The following is a 20,266-nucleotide window of genomic DNA, read 5'->3' on the forward strand; positions in this document are numbered from 1 at the left end:
CACTTCCAAGGGAGGTCGGGAATATGCGGACACGCAACAACGTAGAGACGCACTCCACGTACGAGGAGTTGCTCAACGCAGCCGAGGCCTTATTCGTCGTGAAGGGCGTATCGGGGGTCTCGCTCGAGACCATCGCCAAAGAGGCCGGCATGACGCGCGGCGCGATTTATTGGCACTTCGACAGCAAGGATTCGATACTCGAAGCGCTGTATGACCGAGCCTTCGAGGACTTATCGACGCAGGTCGAGGTTTTTGAAAATACATTGGCAAGCAGCGCCGATCTGAACGCAATCCGGGCGTTTTGTTTCGGATTGGTCGATTTTCCCCTGCGCGATCGGCATTGCATGCGAGTCATCGCGCTACTCCTGGCGGGTAGCGAGATGACTCGCGGCAATGTGCTGTTTTTTCGCTTCCAGTCATTTTGCCAGCGCGTTATCGACGCCATCGAGCGTGCACTGAGAAGCGCCGCGGCAAAGGGGGAGATCTCCGGGTCACTCGATTCCCATTTGGCCGCCCTTCATCTGCATGCCCATATCACCGGAACGCTTTCCGTGTTTCTTGTCGGGAAAATCGATATTCCCGCGAATGCGACCGTGGGCGAGATGATGCGATCGTCGATTGGTTTATGTATCGAATCTCTGGCGCATGCCGACCGTTTTTGAATGCCGGTCGATGCAAACCGGCGCGATCCTCAGAGATGCATGATTCACATCACGCTTGTGTCGATCAAAAACCTTGCTCGGTCTCCCCGCTCCCCCACTCCCGAAAATGCTTCGGCGAACGACCCACCACGCGCCGGAACGCATGACTGAACGCGCTCTCCGATGCGTAGCCAAGCGAGCGGGCCAGCACGTTCACATGCGTGCGGGTTTCCAGCAGCGCGCGCTGCGCCAGATGCATGCGCCATGCCGTCAGATACGCAAGCGGCGACATGCCCGAAACGGTCTTGAAATAAGCGGCAAACGTGGCACGCGACATCGCGGCGGCGTCGGCCAGCTCGCGAAGCGCCCAGGCGCGGCCGGGGTCGTCGTGCATGCGTTGCAGCGCCGGCGCGAGACGCGTGTCGCTCAGCGCGCGAAGCCAGCCGGCAGGCTGCAAGCCCGCGGTTTCGACATGCGCCCGCAAGATCTGAATGAACATCAGGTGCGCAAGCTGGTTCGACGCGACGTTCGCCCCCGGAAAACCGCCCTGCCGCTCCCGCACCAGTTGATCGAGCAGCCAGCCCAGCGGTTGCGCCTGATTCGACGTGCCCCGTACGTGAATCACCGGCGGCAACACGCCCTGCAACAGCGGATGGGACACGATGTTCAATTCGACCTTGCCGCCGATCATGAAGAAATCGTCGCCATCGCCGTGATGAGCGGTGCTGCCCACGCGAGCATCGAGCACGTCGGCCAGTTCGACCGGCTCGGCCGCCAGATCGCTGGCGAGCACATGCGAGCGCGGTTCGCAAAGCAGGAATACGTCGCCGCTTTCGATCCGGATGGGCTGTGCCTCCCCTTCGAACACGACCCAGCAACCGCCCCGCACCACGCCCCAGAACTTGATCGTGTTCGAGCGTGGAAAACGGATGGCCCACGCGCCACCCGCCACAAGGCCGCCCGACACGACGGAGCGCGCGCCCAGCAGGCCCAGGAAATCGGAGAAGGGATCGATCATGATTTCAGATTTTCACGCATGAAAATGCGACTTTGAAGTATTCAGAATCCAGCCGCCAGATCTTATCCTGCATTGGGCTGCCCGGGCTTGCCGGGCAGCGAGTGCAACGCGAACGGATTCGAGGAGTATCGACACCATGCAGCAAACCTGGTTTATCACCGGCGTGAACAGCGGCTTCGGCCGCCACATGACCGAACAACTGCTGGCCCGAGGGGATCGCGTCGCCGGCACGGTGCGCAAGCTCGACGCGATGGCGGATCTGAAGGCCCGTCACGGCGCATCGCTTTGGTTGGCACACCTTGATTTGACGGACACGCCGGCGATTCGCCGCGTCGTCGATCGGGCGTTCGGCGAACTGGGGCCGATCGACGTGGTGGTGAACAACGCCGGCTACGGGCTGTTCGGCGCGGCCGAGGAAATGACCGACGAGCAAGTCCGCCATCAGATCGACACGAACCTGATCGGCTCGATCCAGGTGGTGCGCGCGGCGCTGCCGCATCTGCGGCAACAGGGGCGCGGCCGGATCATTCAGTTGTCCACCATGGGTGGCCAGGCGGCGTTTCCCGGCGGGGCGCTGTATCACGCGGGCAAGTGGGGCATCGAGGGTTTCATCGATGCCGTGGGTCAGGAGGTGGCCGCATTCAACATCGGTTGCACGCTGATCGAACCGGGTTCGGCAGGCACCGATTTTCGCTATCGAAGCGCGCAGTTGTCGCCCAAGCTCGCCGCCTACGATGCGTCGCCGGCTCGCATGGCGCACCGGATGATCGAGGCGCAAGCCCAGGTGCCGCTCGGCGACGCGGCGAAGATGGCTGAAATCATGATCGCCAGCGCCGATCAGCACCCCGCGCCGAAGCGCATCGCGTTGGGCAGCGATGCGTTCGACGTGATGCGCCGGCAATTGAGCGAGCGCCTGGCGGCACTCGAAGCGCAGCAGGCGCTCGCCGCTTCGACCGACAGAGCATCGGACGGCCAGGCCTCGCGGTAACGCCGTCGGCGCGCGTCACGCCGCGCCGGTGAAACGGAAGCCGGCCGCCTCGCCTTGCAGCGCGCCCCCGGCGTGCCGTTGCTGGCCCGCGTGGATCTCGTCTCGATCGGCGGCCGGCCTCACGTCATCGAGCTTGAACTGATCGAGCCTGCGCTCTTTCTCGACGCCGACCCCGATGCGTGCACGCGGCTCGTCGAGGCAGTCGTTGCCGAGTTGCTTCGGTAACCTACTCGATGAGCGCAGCTTCGGCCGCCGCGACACAGGCTTTGGCCAGCACGTCGGTGGGATCGACCAGCGTGACGCACGCGCCGGTGGCGCTCGGTCGCTCCCCCGCCGGCAACAGCAACGGCAACTCCGTACACCCGAGCAACACCACCCGCGCGCCCATCCGCACCAGCCCATCGAGCGCTGCGTCGATATCGTCCCGGCAAGCGCCTTCGGTCAACCCCGCCTTCACCCCCCGCTCGCCATAAATCGCCGCCATCACGCGCGCCTGCAATTCCGGCGGCGGCGCGATCTGCGCCAGGCCCTGCGCGGCAAGCGCGTCGCCGTACACGCCGCTCGCCAAGGTGCCCGAGGTCGCCAGCACCCCCACCTCGCGCAGCGTCGGAAACCGCTCGCGCAGATACTGCGCCGTCACGCTCAACATGTTGACGATCGGAATCGACAGGCGCGGCTGAATCCGCTCGACGAACGCATGCGCCGTATTGCACGGAATCGCCACGAGGTTCGCGCCGCCCTGTTCGAGCCGCTTGCAGGTGGCGTACAGCGAGACGGTCGGGTCCGGCCCGTCGCCGATCAGGTGCGCGGTGCGGTCCGGGATCTGCGGGTTCTGCTCGACGATCACCTTCAGATGATCCTGGTCCCGCGCGGCCGGCGTGTTGCCGACCAGCTTGGCCAGGAAATCGACGGTGGCGGCCGGCCCGACGCCGCCCACCACGCCGATCCGGAACGGCTCGGGCGGTCGCGGCGCGAGCGCGCCCGCATCGAGCACATGGCGCGCGTACACGGCGTTCGCATCGACGAGCGGCACGGGCAGCGGCCCGAGCGCATCGGCCACCAGCGCGATCTCGGTCAGCCCCGGCACGATCACGTCCGCGCCCTGCGCGACGAGCGACGCGCATGCGCGCCGCAACAGCGCCACCGGCCGCCCGGCCACCGCGCCCGAGCGAATGCCGCCCGGGCCGTACACAGCCTCGGCCACGACATCGATCGCTGCATCGCCGTCCTCCGCCTCGGGGTAGCACAACGTCAAGCCGTCCGCCGCGAAATACCGCTCGAACAGACGCTGCGCACGCGTGGCCGCCGAAGCCAGCACGCCGATCCGCCGCGCCTGCGGCCAGTTCCGCCGCACATGCTCGCGCAGCGCCTCGACGATATCGACAATCACCAGCGAGGTATTGGCGCGCAACTCGTCGATGAACGTGTGGCTCAGGAAGCACGGCAGCACCACGGTGGTCACGCCGCGCCGCTCGAAATCGCGAATCATGTCGAACACGTAGAGCTTGCGCGCGGTGGTGGCCTCGCGATCGGATTCGACGCCGCGAAACGGATGCTGCTCGAAGATCGCATCGATCGGCGTCGCACCGGCCGCGCGCATCAGCTTGTAGAACACGTCGGCGCCGGCCAGCGGGCCGAGCCCGCCCACCACGCCGTAGCGCCGCGCCGCCGCGTCGGCGGCCACGGCCTGACTTGCCGGCGCGTTCATTGCGCCTCGCCCGGCAGCGCCTCGAAGCGCGTCGCGGCTGACGCCGGCGCGTCCTTTGCCATGCCGGCCTCGCGCCGCGCTTCCCACTTCGCGATCACGGCGGTCGCCACGCTGTTGCCGATCACGTTGGTCATGGTGCGGCCCATGTCGAGAATCTGGTCGATGGCGAGCACCAGCGCCACGCCCGCCGCCGGCAAATGGAACAGCGGCGCGACGGCGGCCACCACCACCACCGAGCCGCGCGGCACGCTGGCCATGCCCTTGCTGCTCAACATCAGCACCAGCAACATGGTCAGTTGCTGGGACAGCGGCATGTCCACGCCGAACGCCTGCGCGATGAAGATCGCGGCGAACGCCTGGTACATCATCGAGCCGTCCAGGTTGAACGCATAACCGAGCGGCAGCGTGAAGCCCACCACCTTCTTCGGTACCCCGAAACGTTCGAGCTGCTCGGTCAGGCGCGGATACGCGGCCTCGCTGCTGGCGGTCGAAAACGCCAGCATGGCCGGCTCGCGCACGGCCTTCAGCAAGCGGCCGACATCGCGTCCGAGGAACAGCCAGCCCACCGCGAGCAGCAGCACCCACAACACGACCAACGCTGCGTAGAACGAACCGATCAGCTTGCCGTAGGTGACGATCACGTCCAGCCCGCGCAGCGTCACCGCCGAGGCGATCGCGCCAAACACGCCGAACGGCGCGGCGCGCATCACGTAGCCGGTCAGGCGCAGCATCACGGGCACCAGGCCGTCGATCGCGCCGATCACCACCGCCACGCGCGGGTCGTGCTTGAGCGCGCCGAGCCCCAGCCCGAAGAACAGCGAGAACACCAGGATCTGCAGGATGTCGTTGCGCGCCATCGCGTCGAGCAGGCTGGTCGGGAACGCATGGGTGACCACGTCCTTGACGTTGAGCCCGGCGGTGTTCAGCCCGGCGACGGTTTCCTCGGTGCCGGGGCTCAGGTGCAGCCCGGCGCCCGGTTGCAGCAGGTTGGCGAACGTCAGCCCGATCAGCAGCGAGATCAGCGACGCGCACAGGAACCACAGCACGGTGCGCAGGCCGATGCGGCCGACGTCCGTGCCGCCTTCCATGCCGGCCAGCCCGGACACCAGCGTGGCGAACACCAGCGGCGCGATGATCATCTTGATCAGCCGCAGGAAGATGTCGGTGACGATCGAGAAGTAGCCGGCGATGGCCTTGGCCTGCGCGGCGTCGGCCGCATGGGCATGGCACAGGTAGCCGGCCGCGATGCCGAGCACGATGCCGGCGGCGATCCAGAAAGTGAGGCGAGATTTCATGTCCGTCCCTGATGCGCCGGGCGGCCGAACGGCCGCCCGGCGCGAAGCGATTGAGCGTGACCGGTATCGCGACGCGCGGGCAGCGGATCGGAACCGAAGGCGCGACCGGGCAATCCGGCCGTCAGAACGGATGGTAGGGATGGTCAAAAAAACCGCGATGCGGGTCCGTCATGCGCGTATGCGGATTCCGCATAGGGGCCGCGAGCGCGGCCGGACGGCCTCAGGCGGAGGCGCGCAGGTGCTGCCAGAGCGTGTCGAGAAACGCGCCGCGGTTGCTGGCGTCGCGGTACACGCGCAGCTCCACTTCCATGTGCCAGCTCGACGGCCCGGCCAGCACCAGTTCGCCGTTGGCCAGCTCGCGCGTGACGGCGCTTTTCGGCAACCAGGCCAGCCCCTCGCCCTCGATCACGAGCTTCTTGAGCACCTCGGCCATGTCCGATTCGTAATGCAGCCGCAGCATCGGCGTGGCCGGCGCGCGCGACAGCAGCAACGCCTGGCAGCGCCCGAAGTAGCTCGTTTCGGTGTACGCAATGAGCGGCAGCGCGGCCTTGGTGGTGCCGGGCAGGCGGAACTGCGGCGCGGCGCGCGGCGTCGGCCGGCTGACCGGCAGCAGCGTGTCGAGGCCCACCGTCAGGTGTTCGTAGCGGGCCGGGTCGAGATGGAGCGGCAGTTCGGGGTGGTGATACGCGAACATCAGCTCGCAATTGCCGTTGACAAGCGCCAGGATCGAATCGTGGACATTGGCCGGCACCACGCGCGCCCGCACCTCGCCGAAGCGGGCCGACAGCGCCTTGAGCCAGGGCGGCAGGAAATTCAGCGCGATCGTATGGCCGGCCGCGATCTGCAGGCCGTGCCCGGCGATGCGCTGCTCGGTGCGGATGATCGCGCGCGTGTCGTGAAGCTTGTGCAGGATGTCGTCGGCCGCCTCGCGAAACAGGCGGCCGGCCGGCGTCAGCACGGGCGGGAAGCTGCTGCGGTCGATCAGCTCCGCGCCGATCCACTGCTCCAGCGACTGGATGCGCCGGCTGAAACCCGATTGCGTGACGTTCCGGAATTCCGCCGCGCGCGAGAAGCTCTGGTATTGCGCGAGGGCGATGAAATCCTCGATCCACTTGATTTCCATGCGGAGGCCGGCGGGGAGAAAAGTGAGCGGGCTGAATCAGCGCGCATTTTACGCCGCGGCCATCGCAAGCAAAATCGAAGACGGTTTCGCTCAAATCAGCTTCATCAGCGCCGGCACACCGAGCACGGCCGCATAGAAGCCCATGAACTGCACGCCGGTATTGAAGCTGAACAGCTTCGACAGCACCCCGCCCACCAACCCCACCGTCAGGATCACGGCCAAGCCGGCCAGGCCGCCTTCCCACACGCCGATCACCACGATCAGCCCGGCGAAGGTGGCGATGATCGCCTCGTGACTCAGCTTGCGCGCCACGAACGACGCCGCGCGGTGCGCGTAGTTCATCGCCAGCGGATAGGCGATCAAGGCGGCCAGCAGCACCGCCAGCAAGCCGTAGCCGAGGAACGCCCAGGCCGACATCATCGTGTGCAGGTTGTGGATCTGGCCCGTGGCGGCATCGACGAAGAAGCGCGGCGGCGCGTTGAACAGCGGCGCGGCGGGGCCTGCGGCCACCGGGCTCAACGGCAGCCCGAACGCGATCAGCGGAATCAGCGCCTCGGCGATATAGGTCGCCTCGGTCACGCCGTTTCGCGCGGCGATCACCGTGGTCAGGCGCGGATACGCATGCTTGATGCGCGCGCCGACGATCTCGCCCGCCACCACCGTCATCGCCACCGGGCTGAACACGAAGGTGGCGCTCGACAGCGCGGCGGTGCCGAGCGTCCAGCCCGTCTGGCTGCGGTCGAGAATCCGCAGCGGGTTCGGAAACCAGCCGCGCCAGCCCTTCAGGTCGGGCGCGAGCGAGAACGTGGCGAGCCGGTCGCGGCGCATCGCACGCCGCGCGGGCGGCGACAGGATGCCGAACAAATCGGCGATCAGCGGGCCGATCGCGATGCCGAGGAAATAGCTGACGGACAGCTTCACGCCGTATTTGCCGGTCAGCGTCTGCAACGCAACGATCAGCATCACGAACGGAATCAGCAGCAGCACGCTGGCCCAGCGCCCGGCCGACGCATACGCGATCACGCACGCGGCCGCCAGGAACACCCACGGCGCGGCCTTCGAGATCGCGCCGCCGAACGGCGCGAGCAGCACCGCGAACAGCACGGCCAGCGGCACCGCCACGCAGGCCGCCACGATCGCGCCGGAGATCATCTTGCGCAGCGCGATGTGCGGCACGCCGAGTGCGCGCAGCGCCGTGGCCTGCTGCAACAGCGGCGCGGCCAGGGTGTCGCCGGGAATGCCGAGCAGCGCGGTGGGGATCGCGTGCGTCATGTGCTTGGCCACCGCGCCGGCCAGGAAGAACGTGAACACGCCGGCCGGCGGCACGCCGAGCAGCGCGACCAGCAGCGTCAGCGGCGCGATGGTGGTGGTTTCGTCGGTGCCGGACACCAGCCCGATCGCGGAGAACGCGATTGCGCCGAGCAGGCCCATCGCCAACGCGACGGAGAAATCGGACAGCAGCGGAGTCATCGGCGCGCTCCCGTGGTGTCGGCGGCCGATGCCGAGGCATCGCGCTCGCCGCGTTCGTAGGCGGCGAACACGGCCGTCAGGCCCAGTTCGTCCATTTCGGCGCGCGCGGCCGGGCTCAGGTCGTCGAGCGTGCCGAGGCCGCCCGATTCGGCATCGAGCTGCGCCAGCACGCGCAGGCGCGCCGCCTCGTCCACCAGGTGCTCGACCACCACGCGCTTCGGCTTGAACAGTCTGGCGCAGATCGCCCCGGCCGCCAGGCAGCCGCCCAGGCCCACCAGCATCGCGTAGGCGCGCGCGATCTGCGGATCGGCCACCAACGGCGCGAGCAGCGCGCGGCCCGCGAGAAACGCGCCCAGCGCCACGCCCACGCCGATCACGACCGACCAGCCGAGATGGCGCAAGTCGACGGTATCGCCCCACACTTCGGCCAGCGGCGCGTCGGTCGCCGTGTCGTGCAAGGCACGCGGGGGCGCGAGCGCGGCCGATTCCACGCGAATGTCGTTCATCTGTCTCCTCCTTCGATATGGAGTGTGCTGCGCGGCCGGGGTGGGTCCCGCGGTCCGCGTGCGCGCATGCCGAATGGCGATCATGCGCGGTGCTGCCCTGACGCGAAACGGCGCCGGCACGGCAGGGCCGTGCGCGGCGCGGCTTCGCGCGTTACTTCGTACCCCGTGCGACTTGGCAAGCCGAGCGTTCTCGACGAACGTCCGGCCCCGTCGCTCAGTTGCGCGGCCCGGCCAGCAATTGCAGTGCGTAATCGGTGCGCACGTCGCGAGCGGCGGCCATCTTCTTCGCCACCCAGTCGACATCCGCGCCGGTCGCGCCGGCCGCGATCGCGATATTGCGCGCGTGCAGCGCCATGTGGCCGCGCTGAATGCCTTCGGTAGCCAGCGCGCGCAGCGCGCCCAGGTTCTGCGCGAGGCCCACCGCCGCCGCGATTTCGCCGAGCCGCTGCGCCGATTCCACGCCGAGAATCTTCAGCGCGGCACGTGCGAGCGGATGGGTACGCGTCGCGCCGCCCACCAGGCCCACCGGCATCGGCAGCTCGATGGTGCCGACCAGATCGCCGTTGGCGGCCTTTTCCCAGGTGGTCAGCGAGGTGTACCGGCCGCTGCGGCTCGCATACGCATGCGCGCCCGCTTCCACGGCGCGCCAGTCGTTGCCGGTGGCCACGATCACCGGATCGATGCCGTTCATGATGCCCTTGTTGTGCGTCGCCGCGCGGTAGGGATCGATGGCGGCGAACTCGTAGGCGTCGATCACGCGCTCGATCACGTCCTCGCCCGCGTAGTCGCGCGTGGTCAGCGTCGCCGCCGAATAGCGCACGTGCGCGCGGGCCAGCCGCAGGTCGGCCAGGTTCGACAGGATGCGCAGCCGCACCGTGCCGCCCGTCAGCGCCTCCACCTTGCCGGCCACCGCCTCGGCCATGGTGTTGACGGTGTTCGCGCCCATCGCGTCGCGCACGTCCACGATCAGGTGCGCCACCACCATCGCGCCGCGCGACGTGTCGGGGAACACGTGCACCTCGATGTCGCGGCAGCCGCCGCCGAGCTTGACCAGCAGGGCATCGCGCGAATTGGCCAGCTCGATCAGCTCGGCCTTGCTGGCGAGGATCGTCTGGCGCGCGCCGTACGGATCGTCGATGCCGAGGATCTGCACCTGGGCGCGCATCAGCGGGCCGGTGCTGGAAGTGCGAAAGCCGCCGGCCTCGCGCGACAGCTTGGCCATGAACGAGGCCGCCGCCACGATCGACGGCTCCTCCACCGCCATCGGCACCAGCACGTCCTCGCCGTTGATGCGGAAGTAACCGGCCACCGCGAGCGGCAGCTCGAACGTGCCGATCACGTTCTCGATCATGCCGTTGGCAATATCGAGCGGCAGCGCGCCGGGCTTGGCGAGCAGCGCGTGTTGCGCGTCGTCGAGGCCGGCCGCCACGGCGATGCGCGACAGGCGTTCGGCGGGCGTGAGGGAGCGGAAATCGGGCAGGGCGGAATCGATGGGCATCGGGGTCGTCTCCTTCGGTGTTGGGTCGGCCCCGCGTATTCCTGTGTTGCGGGGCCGGTTCGAATGGACGAATAATAGGCGCGCTGTACCTCAATGAAAGGTACAGTTCCCGACAACACTCGCGGCACTGTACCCGACACAGTGCACGCACCACCCGGAGCGGACGCGATGATACGGCGCGCAGGAACCACGCTGTCTGAAGCGATTGCGGACAATCTCGCCAGACAGATCGAAGAAGGCATGTTGCCGGCCGGCAGCAAGCTGCCGTCGATCAGGGAATATGCGGATGCCTCGGGCTGTTCGAAAAACACCGTGGTCAGCGCGTTCGACATCCTGACCGCCAACGGCCTGATCGAGCCGCGCCGCGGCTCCGGCTTCTTCGTGTGCCGGCGCGCGAGCACGGCCGCCGCGCCCGCGGCCGACCCCGACGACGCCACCACGCTCGACCGCGCGATGGACGTGGTCTGGCTGATGCGCGAGCAGTTGCACGAGAGCGCCAACGTGCTGAACCTCGGCGAAGGCTTCCCGCCGGTGGACTGGCTCGCCAAGACGCGGCTCGACCTGTACCACCAGCGCGTGGTGCGCACCGGCGTGGCCTCGCTGTTCCGCTACGGCAGCCGTTACGGCTACCTGCCGCTGCGCCAGTCGCTGCAACAGAAGCTGGCCGGCTACGACATCGACGCCCAGCCCTCGCAGATCGTCCTCACGCACGGCGCGAACCAGGCGATCGACATCGTGCTGCGCTACTTCGTGCATCCGGGCGACGCGGTGCTGGTGGACGACCCCGGCTACTACCCGCTGTTCGGCAAGCTCAAATTGAGCGGCGCAAGAATCATCGGGATTCCTCGCGAAACCGACGGCCCCTCGATCGCCGCGCTCGAAGCCGAACTCGCCGCGCATCGGCCCAAGCTGTTCTTCACGCAATCGGTGGGCCACAACCCCACCGCCACCGACACCTCGGCGGCCAAGGCGCACCGCATCCTGCAACTGGCCGATGCCCACGACCTGACCATCGTCGAGGACGACGCGCTGGCCGATCTCAAGCCGCGCACGCTGACGCGCATCGCCACGCTCGACCAGCTACGCCGCACCATCTACATCGGCAGCTTCGCGAAATCGGTGTCGGCGGCGCTGCGGGTGGGGTTCCTGGCCTGCGACGCGGGGCTGGCCAGCGACCTGGCCGACGTCAAGATGCTGATGCACGTCAGCAGTTCGGAGTACTGCGAACGCACCATCGACGCGATCGTCAGCGACGGTCATTTCCTTCGGCATACGAACTTCCTGCAGGACAAGCTGCGGCGCGCGACCGAAACCGGCCTGGTGGCGCTCAGGCGGCTGGGCGCCGACGTGTTCCGCGAAAGCGATCAGAGCCTGTACCTGTGGGCGTCGCTGCCGGGCTGGCCCGATTCGATGCAGCTTGCGCAGGCGCTGATCGACCAGGGCGTGATCCTCGCGCCGGGCGCGGTGTTCGCGCCCGGCGCGGACCGGCTGTCGGCCTATTGCCGCTTCAATGTGGCGTATCTGTCGGACAAGCGTTTCGTGGCCGCGCTGAAGGCGGTGTCGCCGGGCTGACGCTGACCGCCCGAGCGCCGGCCGGCCGATTCAGCGCGCCGTCGCGCGGCGCAGCGCGAACGCGCCCGCCGCGCAGGCCAGCATCGCCACGCCGGCCAGCAGGAACGCATCGCTGTAGGCCATCAGCAGCGCCTCGCGCGTGACGTGCCGATCGATCAGCGCGAGCGCGAGACGATGCACGCCGCTCGTGTCGTCGAGCGGCAGCGCCTGCGGCCGCGCCCGATGCAGGCCGTCGATCGCGCGCGTCAGCGCGGCCATGCGCTCCTGGTAGGCGGCCGAGAACGGCGTGACGGCCTCGCCGATCCGCATCGCATGAAGCTTCTCGCGCTCCACCACGATCTGGCTCGCGATCGCGATGAACACCGCGCCGCCCACGTTGCGCACCATCGTGAACACGCCCGAGGCCGAGCCGAGCTGCGCCTTCTCGATGCCGTCCACCGCCATCACCGACAGCGCGATCACCACCAGCGACTGGCCGACGCCGCGCACCACCAGCGACGGCACGATCACGTTGGCGGCCGAATCGGCATCGAGGTGCATGTTCATCAGGCAGCCGGCCGCGACCAGCGCGAAGCCCGCCACGATGGTGGCGCGCGGCCCGACCCGGCGCATCAGCGGCGGCGTCAGGAACGACATCGCGAACTGCACCAGCCCGTACGGGATCATCGCGAGGCCGATGTCGCGCGCGCTGTAGCCCTGCACCTCGGCGAAATAGTTCGGCACCAGAAACACCACGCCGAACACCACGCCGCCGAACAGGAACTGCATGAGGCTGGCCAGGCCGAAGTTGTAGCGGCCGAGCAGCCGCAGGTTGATGAACGGATCGGCGCGCCGCAATTCGATCGCGACGAACGCCGCGATACCCGCCGCCGCCAGCGCCGACAGCAGCACGATGCCGCCCGACGCGAACCAGTCGTGCCGCTCGCCCTCCTCCAGCACGATCTGCAACGCGCTCAGGCCGACTGCCATGGTCGCGATGCCGCCCCAGTCGGCGTTTCGCAACTGCCCGGGCTCGGTCGGCACCGGGCGGATCGACCACGCGATCGCCGCCACCAGCGCGATCGCGGGCGGCACCTGAAGGTAGAAGATCCAGCGCCACGAATAGGTGTCGGTCAGCCAGCCGCCCAGCGACGGCCCGGCCGCCTGCGCGACGTTGTTGGCGATCGCGAACAGCGCCATGCCGAGCGGATGGCGCGACTTCGGCAGCTCGGTCACGATCAACTGGAACGACAGCGGAATCAGCACGCCGCCGAACGCGCCTTGCAACGCGCGCGCGGCGATCATCGCGCCGACGTTCGGCACCATCGAGCAGGCAATCGAAAACACCAGAAACCCCGATGCCCCCACCAGCAGCACGCGGCGCGCCGAGAACACGCGCACCAGCCAGCCCGTCAGCGGAATCACGACGATCTCCGCGACGAGATAGGCGGTGGTGATCCACGAGCCTTCCTCGAAGCTCGCGCCGAGCGAGCCGCGAATATCGGGCAGCGAGGCGTTCGTCACATGCACGTTCATGCCGGCCATGAAGCAGCCCACCACGCCGCCGAGCACCGCCACCCAGGCGCGCAGCGAAACGGCCTCGTGGCCGCCGCCGGCCGCGCTCACGGTTGCGCTCCGTGCGCGCCGGCCTCGCCGCCGCCGCGCGTATCGACATGCGCGATCACCGACATGCCGGGCCGCAGCACCACGTCGCCCGGCAACGCGTCGACGGCGATCTTCACCGGCACGCGCTGCACGATCTTCGTGAAGTTGCCGGTGGCGTTATCGGGCGGCAGCAGCGCGAACTGCGCGCCGGAGCCGGGCGCGATGCCCACCACGCGGCCGTGCAGCGCGCGGCCCGAATAGGTATCGACGTCGAGCCGCACCGCCTCGCCCGCACGCATCGCGGCGAGCTGCGTCTCCTTGAAGTTCGCCACGACATAGCTTTCGTGCAGCGGCACCACCGCCAGCAGCGGCGTGCCGGCCTCGACGTATTGCCCCGCGCGCACGGCGCGCTGCCCCACCACGCCTTCGCGCGTGGCGCGGATCCGCGTGTGTTCGAGATCGAGCCGGGCCAGCGAAAATTGCGCCTGTGCAGCAGCCAGCCGAGCCTGCGCCGCGCCGATTGCGGCGGCGGCTTCGGCGCGGCGGCGACGCAATACTTCGCGTTCCTCACCTTGTGCGCGGGCGGCGGCCTGCGCGCCGGCCAGCAGGCCGCGCGCCTTCAACGCCTCGGCGCGCGCCTGTTCCCAGCGCTGGCCGCTGGCGGCCTCGTCGGCCAGCAGCGCGCGATAGCGCGTCGCATCGGCCGTGCGGCGATCCGCCTCGGCGCGCGCCACCTCGACATCGGCCTGCGCCTGCGCGATCGCACTGCCTTGCCGCGCGATGCGGGCGTCGAGCGTGGCCGCCGCCGCGTCGGCTTCCTGCCGGGCGGCCTCGGCCGAGGCCACGGCCGCCTGCGCCGCGTCGAGCTTCGCGCGGAAATCGCGGTCGTCGAGTTCGACCAGCACGTCGCCGCGCGCCACGCGCTGATCGTCGTCCACGGCGACGCGCGTGACGTAGCCCGACACGCGCGGGCTGACGGTCACCACATCGGCGCGCACGTAGGCGTCGTCGGTGCTTTCGATGAAGCGCGCGACGCGCCACCAGTGCCAGCCCCAGGCCAGCAGCGCGATGACGGCCAGCGCGCCGCCCGCGATCAGCCAGGTGCGGCGGGCGCCCGCGAAGCGCGCGGGTGGCGCGACGGGTTCGGTGTGCGGCGCGATGTCGGGGTTCTGCTCGGTGGTCGTGCTCATGTCGGCGTGAAAGTGTGCGTGGAATCGGATCGATGAAGGAAGGGAAACGGCGCGGCGATCACGGCTGCCAGCCGCCGCCAAGCGCCTTGAACACGGCGACCTGATCGAGCGCGAGCCGCTGCGAGGCGGCGGCCAGCGCGGCCTCGTCGGCGATCAGGCCGCGCTCGGCGTCGAGCACGTCGAGCGAATCGGCCGCGCCCTCGCGAAACGCGCGCTCGGCCAGCGCGAACGCGCGCGCGTGTTCGTCGCGGGCCGTCTGCAGCGCGTCGCGGCGTTGCCAGACCGCGCCGTAGCGCGCCAGCGCCTGCTCGGTGTCGCGCAGCGCGCGCAGCACGGCGGCATCGAACGCGGCGCGCGCGCCGTCGTCGTCGGCGCGGGCCGCGCCCAGTTGCGCGCGGCTCGCGGCCAGGTTCGGGAAATGCCAGTTGATCAGCGGCCCGACGCCCCACGAGATCGCGTAGCGGTCGCCGAGCGAGGCGGGATCGCCCGAGGTCGACAACCAGTTCACCGAGCCGCCCAGCACGATCGACGGATAGAGCGCGGCCTGCGCCTCGCCCACCCGGGCATGAGCCGCCGCGAGCCGGCGCTCGGCCTCGCGCAGATCGGGGCGGCGGCGCAACAGCGCCGCGCCGTCGCCCACCGGGAACGGCTGCGCGAGCCGCGGCGCGCGACGGCACTGCACGGCCGCCGCCGGCACCTCGGCGGGCGGGCGGCCGGTCAGCACCGCCAATTCGTAGAGCGACGCGCGGCGTTCGCCTTCGAGCGCGGGCAGCTCGGCACGCGTGTCGTCGGCCAGTGCGCGCGCCCGCGCGACCTCGAGCCGCGACACGAGGCCGAGCGCCTGCTGGCGCGCCGTCAGCGCCGCGACGCGTTCGGCCACGCCGAGCGAGCGCTGCGCCACGTCGATCCGTTCGCCGTAGGCGCAGGCGCTCGCGTAAGCGCCGGCCGTGTCGGCCGCGATCGTCACGCGCAACGCGTCGGACGCGGCCTGTCGCGCCTCGGCGTCGGCGTGCGCGGCCTCGACCAGATGGCGCACGCGGCCCCAGAGGTCCAGTTCCCACGACACGCCGAAGCCCGGCGACCAGCCGAAGCGCGTGGCGGCGCTGCCCGTGTCGCGCGCCGACGCGACGGTCTGGTCGGCCGTGTGGCGGCCGTAGTCCACGCCGAACGACGCCTGCGTCGCGGGCAGGCGTGCCGCCTCGGCCTCGCCGAGCAACGCGCGGGCACGCTGCACGCGGGCCGCCGCGACGGCGAGGTCGCGGTTCTGCGCGAGCGCGTCGCGAATCAGCGCGTCGAGTGAGGGGTCGTCGTAGAGCCGCCACCAATGGTCGGGGGGCGCGGCCGGGCGGGTTTCGGGAACGGTGGCGGCCGCATCGAACGGCGCGTTGCGGGCCGCGTCGGCCACCGGCGCGCGATACGGCGCGGCCGGGGCACAGCCGGCCAGCGCGGCGGTCAGCACGCTCGCAAGCACGGCGGTGAGCGCGGCGGGGCGAGGCACGAACGGGCGCGGAATCGCGGTTTGCGCGGTTTGCGCGGTTTGCGCGGTCGGCGCGGTCGGCGCGGTCGGCGCGGTCGGCGCGGTCGGTGCGGTCGGTGCGGTCGGTGCGGTCAGCGCGGTCGGCTCGGTCGGCTCGGTCGGCTCGGTCAGCGCGGCCTGCGTGGTGTGCGTGGTCGGCGGACACGGCGAACACCACGACTCGGAACGAGTGGAACAAGCGGATGGCACGGGCAATGGCCCGTCGGAAGACATCGGAAACATGGCGGCAGCGCTCGTCGCAAGCGGTTGAACGAAAACAGTCAGGCCATGCTAAGGTCGCGGCCTGACGTCAGTCGCACGCGCAATGTGCATTCATCGTCGCGAAATGGACACATGAACGAATTTTTCGAAGCGCTCGATGCCCGCGAGAAGGCGCATCAGATCGGCGTGATCGCCACCGACATGCCGGCCGGCTCGTCGATCCCGAGCCACATGCACGTGCAGGCGCAACTGATCCACGCGATCGAGGGCGTGATGATCGTGCGCGCGGAGGCGGGAAGCTGGGTGGTGCCGCCGGGGCGGGCGGTGTGGGTGCCGGCCGGCATGCATCACGCGATCGACATGGCCGGCGACGTGCGCATGCGCTCGCTGTTCGTCGCCTACGAGGTGCGTCCGGGGCTGCCGCGCGATTGCCGCGTGATCGAGGTCGGCGCGCTGCTGCGCGAGCTGATCGCCGCCGCGCACGGCCTGCCGTGGGATTGCGACCTGAACCGCCGCGCGGGCCGGATGCTGGCGCTGATCCTCGACGAGCTCGAACTGGCCCCGCCGCTCGCGCTGCATGTGCCGATGCCGCACCATCCGGCGCTGGCCGCGCTGTGCACGCAACTGATCCGGCATCCGGCCGAGCCGGTCACGCTGGAAGGCTGGGCGCGCGCCGCGCACATGAACGCCCGCACGCTGGCGCGCACGTTCGCGCGCGAAACCGGCATGACGCCGGGCGCGTGGTGGCGGCACGCACGTCTGCTGTTGAGCTTGCCGCGTCTGGCCGCCGGCGCGTCGATTCTGGAGCTGGCGCTCGAACACGGCTATGACAGCCCGAGCGCGTTCGCGGCGATGTTCAGGAAGGTGTTGGGGGTGGCGCCGAGCGAGTATTTGCGGCGTGCGTAGGCGCGAGCGCGGCAGCGGAACCGGGCGCGGACGATCTGACCGAAGGGGATGCAGCGCGCAACGATCGGAACGATCGGCGCCATCGATGCGAGGCGATCGGCGCGAAACCGGCATGTTGCCGGCCCCGCGCGATGCGAGAACTGCGTTCCGCCGGCGAACTCGCGGGGCGAAACGGACTGAATGGGGCCGTGGCGCGAATCAGGCCTTGCTGCGCCTGTTGCCGCGGTGGCCGACCGTCGAGCGGTTGCCGGAGCGGCGAACCCTGTCAGCGGGATTCGCCCCGGCGGGACGATCGGCACGCGAGCATTCGCGTAACCGGCATGCGTGAGTCGTCAGGACTCACGCGGAACCCGGCGACCAGCATGCCGGGTTCGAACGCGGCTCCGGCTCGGAGAGTTCGATGCACCGTCGCAGCTGTGCGCTGCGCCGCTCCGCATCGACCTGCCGGCGGCCGGGCCGCCCGCCATTACATGCGGCGGTGTGCTTCGGCGATCAGTTCGCAGGTGCGAACGTGCAGTTCCCAAGCGCGTGCCAGATTGCTGCGCACTTGTGCGAACCATTGAGCCAGGACGGGGGTGGATGCAGTTGCTGCTTTCATGATGACCTCGGGTTAATACCTAGGGAATAACCCGCATTATACGGAACACTCGCTGCACTGCAACAGGCATTGTGCTTTTCGCAACAACTGCCGCGCGACCGAGCGCCGCAGGCTGTGCCGACGAATCCCAATCGACTCCAACCCCATAAAAATCAAGGCGTTATGACATAGCGCCACGCTGCCCTTGCAGCAGCGCAACAAGCTTAGACGAGACAAAAAAGGAAGGGAACCGGCCTGCCGAGCCGAATTTTGAACGACGCGGGGGCGTCAGCCGAGCAGCCGGCGTGCGATCTCGCGCGCCGCGAACATCGCCTCCACGCGGCTGCCCGCGATCTGCCGGGCGATCGCGTTCAGATCACCGGAATCGGGCTTGCCGATCAGCGCGTAGGACAGACTGCCCTGCCGCCAGGTCACGACCGACATGCCGTGCATCTCGCGCTGGGAGATCGCCTGATCGGGCCGCGCGTCCTTCATGACGCACAGTGCGACAGGCGTGCCTTGCGCCGGCAGATAGGCGATCTGCACGAGCGGCTTGCCGTCGTAGCGCAGGCGGTCGACCGATTTGAACGTCAGCCCGGCCGAGGCCAGGTCGGGCACGCGCACGGCGATGCCGTCGTCGCTGCGGATCGCGCCGATGATCCGCGCCGACACGGCCGGATCGGGCTGGACATCGGCCAGCGTCTCGCGCGTGTAGAACTGCTGATATTCGGCCGCGACGCTGATCCACGGCCGCTTCACGCCGGCTGCCGCGAGCGGCGTGTCGCCACCGCCCAGCCCGCCCGCCGCGAATTGCTGCACGAGCCCCGCGCAGAACGCGCCGGCGACGAACGCCGCCGCGAGCCACAGGGCCGGGCGCGGAATGCGGCGCTTGGCGAACGGGAGTACGACGCCAGACGTGGCGCTGCCCGGCTGCGCTGCTTTGGAGTGCGGCGTTTCGGGTTTCGGTGCTTCGAGGTGCGGCTGCGGCGCCTCGGATTGCAGCGTTTCCGATTGCAGCGCCTCGGATTGCGGTGCTTCGACGTGCGATGCTTCGGGCCGCGATGCGTGGCGGTACGGAGCCTCGCCCTGCGATCCAGCCCCTGCTTCCGGCCCCGATTCCTGCCTCGATTCCTGCCGCGCCTGCTCCGGCTGCTGCCGGGCCGCGCTCGCCATCGCCTCGATCCGCAAGCGCAGCGCATCGGGCAGCGGCGGCAGCGATTGCGCCGCGAACGCCTGGCGATACGGCAAACGCGACGCGCGCAGCCGCGACACTTCGTCCCGCAAGGCTGACGATTCGGCCAGCGCCTGTTCGACCGACGCCGCGGCGGCGGGGCTCAGCTCGCCGTCGGCGTACGCGATCAATGTGCTGTCGTCGGGTTTCATCTGGCGCAAGTGTCGTGGCACGCGGGTTGGCCGCGGCGCGTCGTTAGCAGATCGCTATGATACGCATAGTTCAGACCTATCGCCGCCCGGCCCCCGCGCGGCGCTCAGGCGCGCGGAGCAGGCGCGGCCACCTCGGCCGCGCCGATCGTGGCCGGCGCCGGGCCGTCGTAGAGCTGCTTGCCGAGGCCTTCGAGGTTCACATCGCCGGGCGCGGCGATCAGTGCGTAACCAAGCTGGCCGCGCCGCCACGCCACCACCGACATGCCGTCCACCTGCTCGCTCGACGGCGCCGCATCGCCCTTCGCATCGCGCAACACGCACAACGCCACCGGCTTGCCCTGCTTCGGCAGATAGACGATCTGCACGAGCGGCTTGTCATGGAAGCGCAGCCGCTGCACGCGCTTGAAGGTCAGGCCCTGGCTGCTCAGGTCGGGGATCTGCACCGGCAGGCGGTCGACATTCTGGATGTCCGTCACCGTGGCGGCCGTCGCACCGGCGTCGGGTTGCAGCGATGCGATCGTATCGCGCACGTAAAGCTGCTGATAGCCGGCGGCAGCGCGAATCCACGGCGCCATGCCGCCCTGGCTCGCCACCGTGGCCAGCCCGGCGCCCTCGCCGCGCAGCGTCGGCAGGAATTGCAGGGCCAGCCCGCAGCAGAACGCGCCCGCCACGAACGCGACGGCCAGCTTCGGCCACGTGAACGCAGCCGGCTTCGGTGCGCGCGGCCGCAGGCGGTGCACGTTCGGCCCGAGCGGGGCTTCGGGTTCCTCGGCAGCCGGCGCGGCGGCGGTCGCGGCCGAGGCTGCAACCGCCTCGGCCGCCGCCTCGCGATGCCGGCGGATCATGGCCTCGACGTTGCGCGTCAGCGATTCGGGCACGGGCGGCAGCGACTGCTGCCCGAACGCCTCGCCGTACGGCAGTTGCGACGCGCGCAGCAGGGCCACGCGCGCCGACAGTTCGTCCGATGCGCCGATCGCCTGTTCGATCTGCGCGGTATCTTGCGGCGAGAGTTCGCCGTCCACATAAGCCAGCAGGCTGGCGTCGTCGGTCTTCATCGCGCGGCTCGTTT

General features: G+C 69.5%; 18 protein-coding genes. 5 read left to right on the forward strand and 13 right to left on the reverse strand.

Annotated features, from left to right (window positions below; genetic code table 11):
- Window positions 1–23: 23 nt before the first annotated feature.
- Window positions 24–662 (forward strand): TetR/AcrR family transcriptional regulator, encoded by a 639-nt coding sequence (locus AB4851_RS03850; protein ID WP_414448505.1) that lies wholly within the window; start codon window positions 24–26, stop codon window positions 660–662.
- A 64-nt stretch (window positions 663–726) separates the two neighbouring features.
- On the opposite strand, the gene AB4851_RS03855 is transcribed toward AB4851_RS03850, so the two are convergent.
- Window positions 727–1,659, reverse strand: coding sequence for an AraC family transcriptional regulator (locus tag AB4851_RS03855; RefSeq protein WP_414448506.1), 933 nt, complete (start codon window positions 1,657–1,659; stop codon window positions 727–729).
- Between the two features lie 136 nt (window positions 1,660–1,795).
- Between AB4851_RS03855 and AB4851_RS03860 the strand changes: the two genes are divergently transcribed.
- Together AB4851_RS03860 and AB4851_RS03865 are read left to right on the forward strand one after the other, a co-directional pair.
- Complete coding sequence (locus AB4851_RS03860) at window positions 1,796–2,647, forward strand: SDR family oxidoreductase (RefSeq protein ID WP_414448507.1); 852 nt, start codon at window positions 1,796–1,798, stop codon at window positions 2,645–2,647.
- A 54-nt stretch (window positions 2,648–2,701) separates the two neighbouring features.
- Window positions 2,702–2,872: a hypothetical protein gene (locus AB4851_RS03865; RefSeq protein WP_414448508.1), complete on the forward strand. Its 171-nt coding sequence runs from the start codon at window positions 2,702–2,704 to the stop codon at window positions 2,870–2,872.
- 1 nt (window position 2,873) lies between these two features.
- On the opposite strand, the gene AB4851_RS03870 is transcribed toward AB4851_RS03865, so the two are convergent.
- The 6 genes from AB4851_RS03870 to AB4851_RS03895 all read right to left on the reverse strand — a co-directional run bounded on the left by AB4851_RS03870 (window position 2,874) and on the right by AB4851_RS03895 (window position 10,247).
- Window positions 2,874–4,355 carry an aspartate/glutamate racemase family protein gene (locus AB4851_RS03870; RefSeq protein WP_414448509.1) on the reverse strand — a complete coding sequence of 494 codons (1,482 nt, stop codon included), beginning with the start codon at window positions 4,353–4,355 and terminating at the stop codon, window positions 2,874–2,876.
- On the reverse strand, window positions 4,352–5,650 hold the full coding sequence (locus AB4851_RS03875; protein ID WP_414448510.1) for a dicarboxylate/amino acid:cation symporter: 1,299 nt from the start codon (window positions 5,648–5,650) through the stop codon (window positions 4,352–4,354). The genes AB4851_RS03870 and AB4851_RS03875 overlap by 4 nt, the downstream gene beginning before the upstream one ends.
- Before the next feature lie 220 nt (window positions 5,651–5,870).
- Window positions 5,871–6,773 carry a LysR substrate-binding domain-containing protein gene (locus AB4851_RS03880; protein WP_414448511.1) on the reverse strand — a complete coding sequence of 301 codons (903 nt, stop codon included), beginning with the start codon at window positions 6,771–6,773 and terminating at the stop codon, window positions 5,871–5,873.
- Window positions 6,774–6,863: 90 nt separating this feature from the next.
- Window positions 6,864–8,243, reverse strand: a complete 1,380-nt coding sequence (locus tag AB4851_RS03885; protein ID WP_414440875.1) for a tripartite tricarboxylate transporter permease — start codon at window positions 8,241–8,243, stop codon at window positions 6,864–6,866.
- Window positions 8,240–8,749 (reverse strand): hypothetical protein, encoded by a 510-nt coding sequence (locus AB4851_RS03890; RefSeq protein ID WP_414448512.1) that lies wholly within the window; start codon window positions 8,747–8,749, stop codon window positions 8,240–8,242. The genes AB4851_RS03885 and AB4851_RS03890 overlap by 4 nt, the downstream gene beginning before the upstream one ends.
- 214 nt (window positions 8,750–8,963) lie before the next feature.
- Window positions 8,964–10,247, reverse strand: coding sequence for a hydroxymethylglutaryl-CoA reductase, degradative (locus AB4851_RS03895; RefSeq protein WP_414448513.1), 1,284 nt, complete (start codon window positions 10,245–10,247; stop codon window positions 8,964–8,966).
- Between the two features lie 168 nt (window positions 10,248–10,415).
- Here AB4851_RS03895 and AB4851_RS03900 point away from each other — a divergent pair, with 168 nt between their 5' ends.
- A complete protein-coding gene (locus AB4851_RS03900; protein ID WP_414448514.1) occupies window positions 10,416–11,819 on the forward strand; it encodes a PLP-dependent aminotransferase family protein in 1,404 nt (467 codons plus the stop codon).
- 30 nt (window positions 11,820–11,849) lie between these two features.
- On the opposite strand, the gene AB4851_RS03905 is transcribed toward AB4851_RS03900, so the two are convergent.
- Genes AB4851_RS03905 through AB4851_RS03915 form a run of 3 tightly spaced genes read right to left on the reverse strand, consistent with a single transcriptional unit; the run spans window position 11,850 to window position 16,352 of the window.
- Window positions 11,850–13,424: an MDR family MFS transporter gene (locus AB4851_RS03905; RefSeq protein WP_414448515.1), complete on the reverse strand. Its 1,575-nt coding sequence runs from the start codon at window positions 13,422–13,424 to the stop codon at window positions 11,850–11,852.
- Window positions 13,421–14,593, reverse strand: a complete 1,173-nt coding sequence (locus AB4851_RS03910; RefSeq protein WP_414448516.1) for an HlyD family secretion protein — start codon at window positions 14,591–14,593, stop codon at window positions 13,421–13,423. The genes AB4851_RS03905 and AB4851_RS03910 overlap by 4 nt, the downstream gene beginning before the upstream one ends.
- Window positions 14,594–14,651: 58 nt before the next feature.
- Window positions 14,652–16,352, reverse strand: a complete 1,701-nt coding sequence (locus AB4851_RS03915; RefSeq protein WP_414448517.1) for an efflux transporter outer membrane subunit — start codon at window positions 16,350–16,352, stop codon at window positions 14,652–14,654.
- A gap of 111 nt (window positions 16,353–16,463) precedes the next feature.
- Between AB4851_RS03915 and AB4851_RS03920 the strand changes: the two genes are divergently transcribed.
- On the forward strand, window positions 16,464–17,237 hold the full coding sequence (locus tag AB4851_RS03920; protein ID WP_414448518.1) for an AraC family transcriptional regulator: 774 nt from the start codon (window positions 16,464–16,466) through the stop codon (window positions 17,235–17,237).
- Window positions 17,238–17,703: 466 nt separating this feature from the next.
- On the opposite strand, the gene AB4851_RS03925 is transcribed toward AB4851_RS03920, so the two are convergent.
- From AB4851_RS03925 to AB4851_RS03935, 3 genes are all read right to left on the reverse strand, one after another.
- Entirely contained in the window at window positions 17,704–17,835 is a 132-nt protein-coding gene (locus AB4851_RS03925; protein ID WP_277396218.1) for a hypothetical protein, read from the reverse strand.
- Window positions 17,836–18,102: 267 nt separating this feature from the next.
- Entirely contained in the window at window positions 18,103–19,197 is a 1,095-nt protein-coding gene (locus AB4851_RS03930) for an anti-sigma factor (protein WP_414448519.1), read from the reverse strand.
- A 104-nt stretch (window positions 19,198–19,301) separates the two neighbouring features.
- The gene (locus tag AB4851_RS03935; protein ID WP_414448520.1) at window positions 19,302–20,252 is read right to left on the reverse strand and encodes an anti-sigma factor family protein; all 951 of its coding nucleotides are present in this window, start codon (window positions 20,250–20,252) and stop codon (window positions 19,302–19,304) included.
- Between the last annotated feature and the right edge of the window lie 14 nt (window positions 20,253–20,266).

The organism is Burkholderia sp. 22PA0099 (assembly GCF_047497165.1).
Taxonomy (GTDB): Bacteria; Pseudomonadota; Gammaproteobacteria; order Burkholderiales; family Burkholderiaceae; genus Burkholderia.

What these genes read in the sequence shown, in the direction of transcription:
- AB4851_RS03920 (WP_414448518.1), top strand. Translation starts at nt 16,464, where the DNA reads ATGAACGAATTTTTCGAAGCGCTCGATGCCCGCGAGAAGGCGCATCAG.
- AB4851_RS03885 (WP_414440875.1), bottom strand. Translation starts at nt 8,243, where the DNA reads ATGACTCCGCTGCTGTCCGATTTCTCCGTCGCGTTGGCGATGGGCCTG.
- AB4851_RS03910 (WP_414448516.1), bottom strand. Translation starts at nt 14,593, where the DNA reads ATGAGCACGACCACCGAGCAGAACCCCGACATCGCGCCGCACACCGAA.
- AB4851_RS03860 (WP_414448507.1), top strand. Translation starts at nt 1,796, where the DNA reads ATGCAGCAAACCTGGTTTATCACCGGCGTGAACAGCGGCTTCGGCCGC.
- AB4851_RS03870 (WP_414448509.1), bottom strand. Translation starts at nt 4,355, where the DNA reads ATGAACGCGCCGGCAAGTCAGGCCGTGGCCGCCGACGCGGCGGCGCGG.
- AB4851_RS03875 (WP_414448510.1), bottom strand. Translation starts at nt 5,650, where the DNA reads ATGAAATCTCGCCTCACTTTCTGGATCGCCGCCGGCATCGTGCTCGGC.
- AB4851_RS03915 (WP_414448517.1), bottom strand. Translation starts at nt 16,352, where the DNA reads ATGTTTCCGATGTCTTCCGACGGGCCATTGCCCGTGCCATCCGCTTGT.
- AB4851_RS03850 (WP_414448505.1), top strand. Translation starts at nt 24, where the DNA reads ATGCGGACACGCAACAACGTAGAGACGCACTCCACGTACGAGGAGTTG.
- AB4851_RS03925 (WP_277396218.1), bottom strand. Translation starts at nt 17,835, where the DNA reads ATGAAAGCAGCAACTGCATCCACCCCCGTCCTGGCTCAATGGTTCGCA.
- AB4851_RS03900 (WP_414448514.1), top strand. Translation starts at nt 10,416, where the DNA reads ATGATACGGCGCGCAGGAACCACGCTGTCTGAAGCGATTGCGGACAAT.
- AB4851_RS03880 (WP_414448511.1), bottom strand. Translation starts at nt 6,773, where the DNA reads ATGGAAATCAAGTGGATCGAGGATTTCATCGCCCTCGCGCAATACCAG.
- AB4851_RS03930 (WP_414448519.1), bottom strand. Translation starts at nt 19,197, where the DNA reads ATGAAACCCGACGACAGCACATTGATCGCGTACGCCGACGGCGAGCTG.
- AB4851_RS03895 (WP_414448513.1), bottom strand. Translation starts at nt 10,247, where the DNA reads ATGCCCATCGATTCCGCCCTGCCCGATTTCCGCTCCCTCACGCCCGCC.
- AB4851_RS03935 (WP_414448520.1), bottom strand. Translation starts at nt 20,252, where the DNA reads ATGAAGACCGACGACGCCAGCCTGCTGGCTTATGTGGACGGCGAACTC.
- AB4851_RS03855 (WP_414448506.1), bottom strand. Translation starts at nt 1,659, where the DNA reads ATGATCGATCCCTTCTCCGATTTCCTGGGCCTGCTGGGCGCGCGCTCC.
- AB4851_RS03890 (WP_414448512.1), bottom strand. Translation starts at nt 8,749, where the DNA reads ATGAACGACATTCGCGTGGAATCGGCCGCGCTCGCGCCCCCGCGTGCC.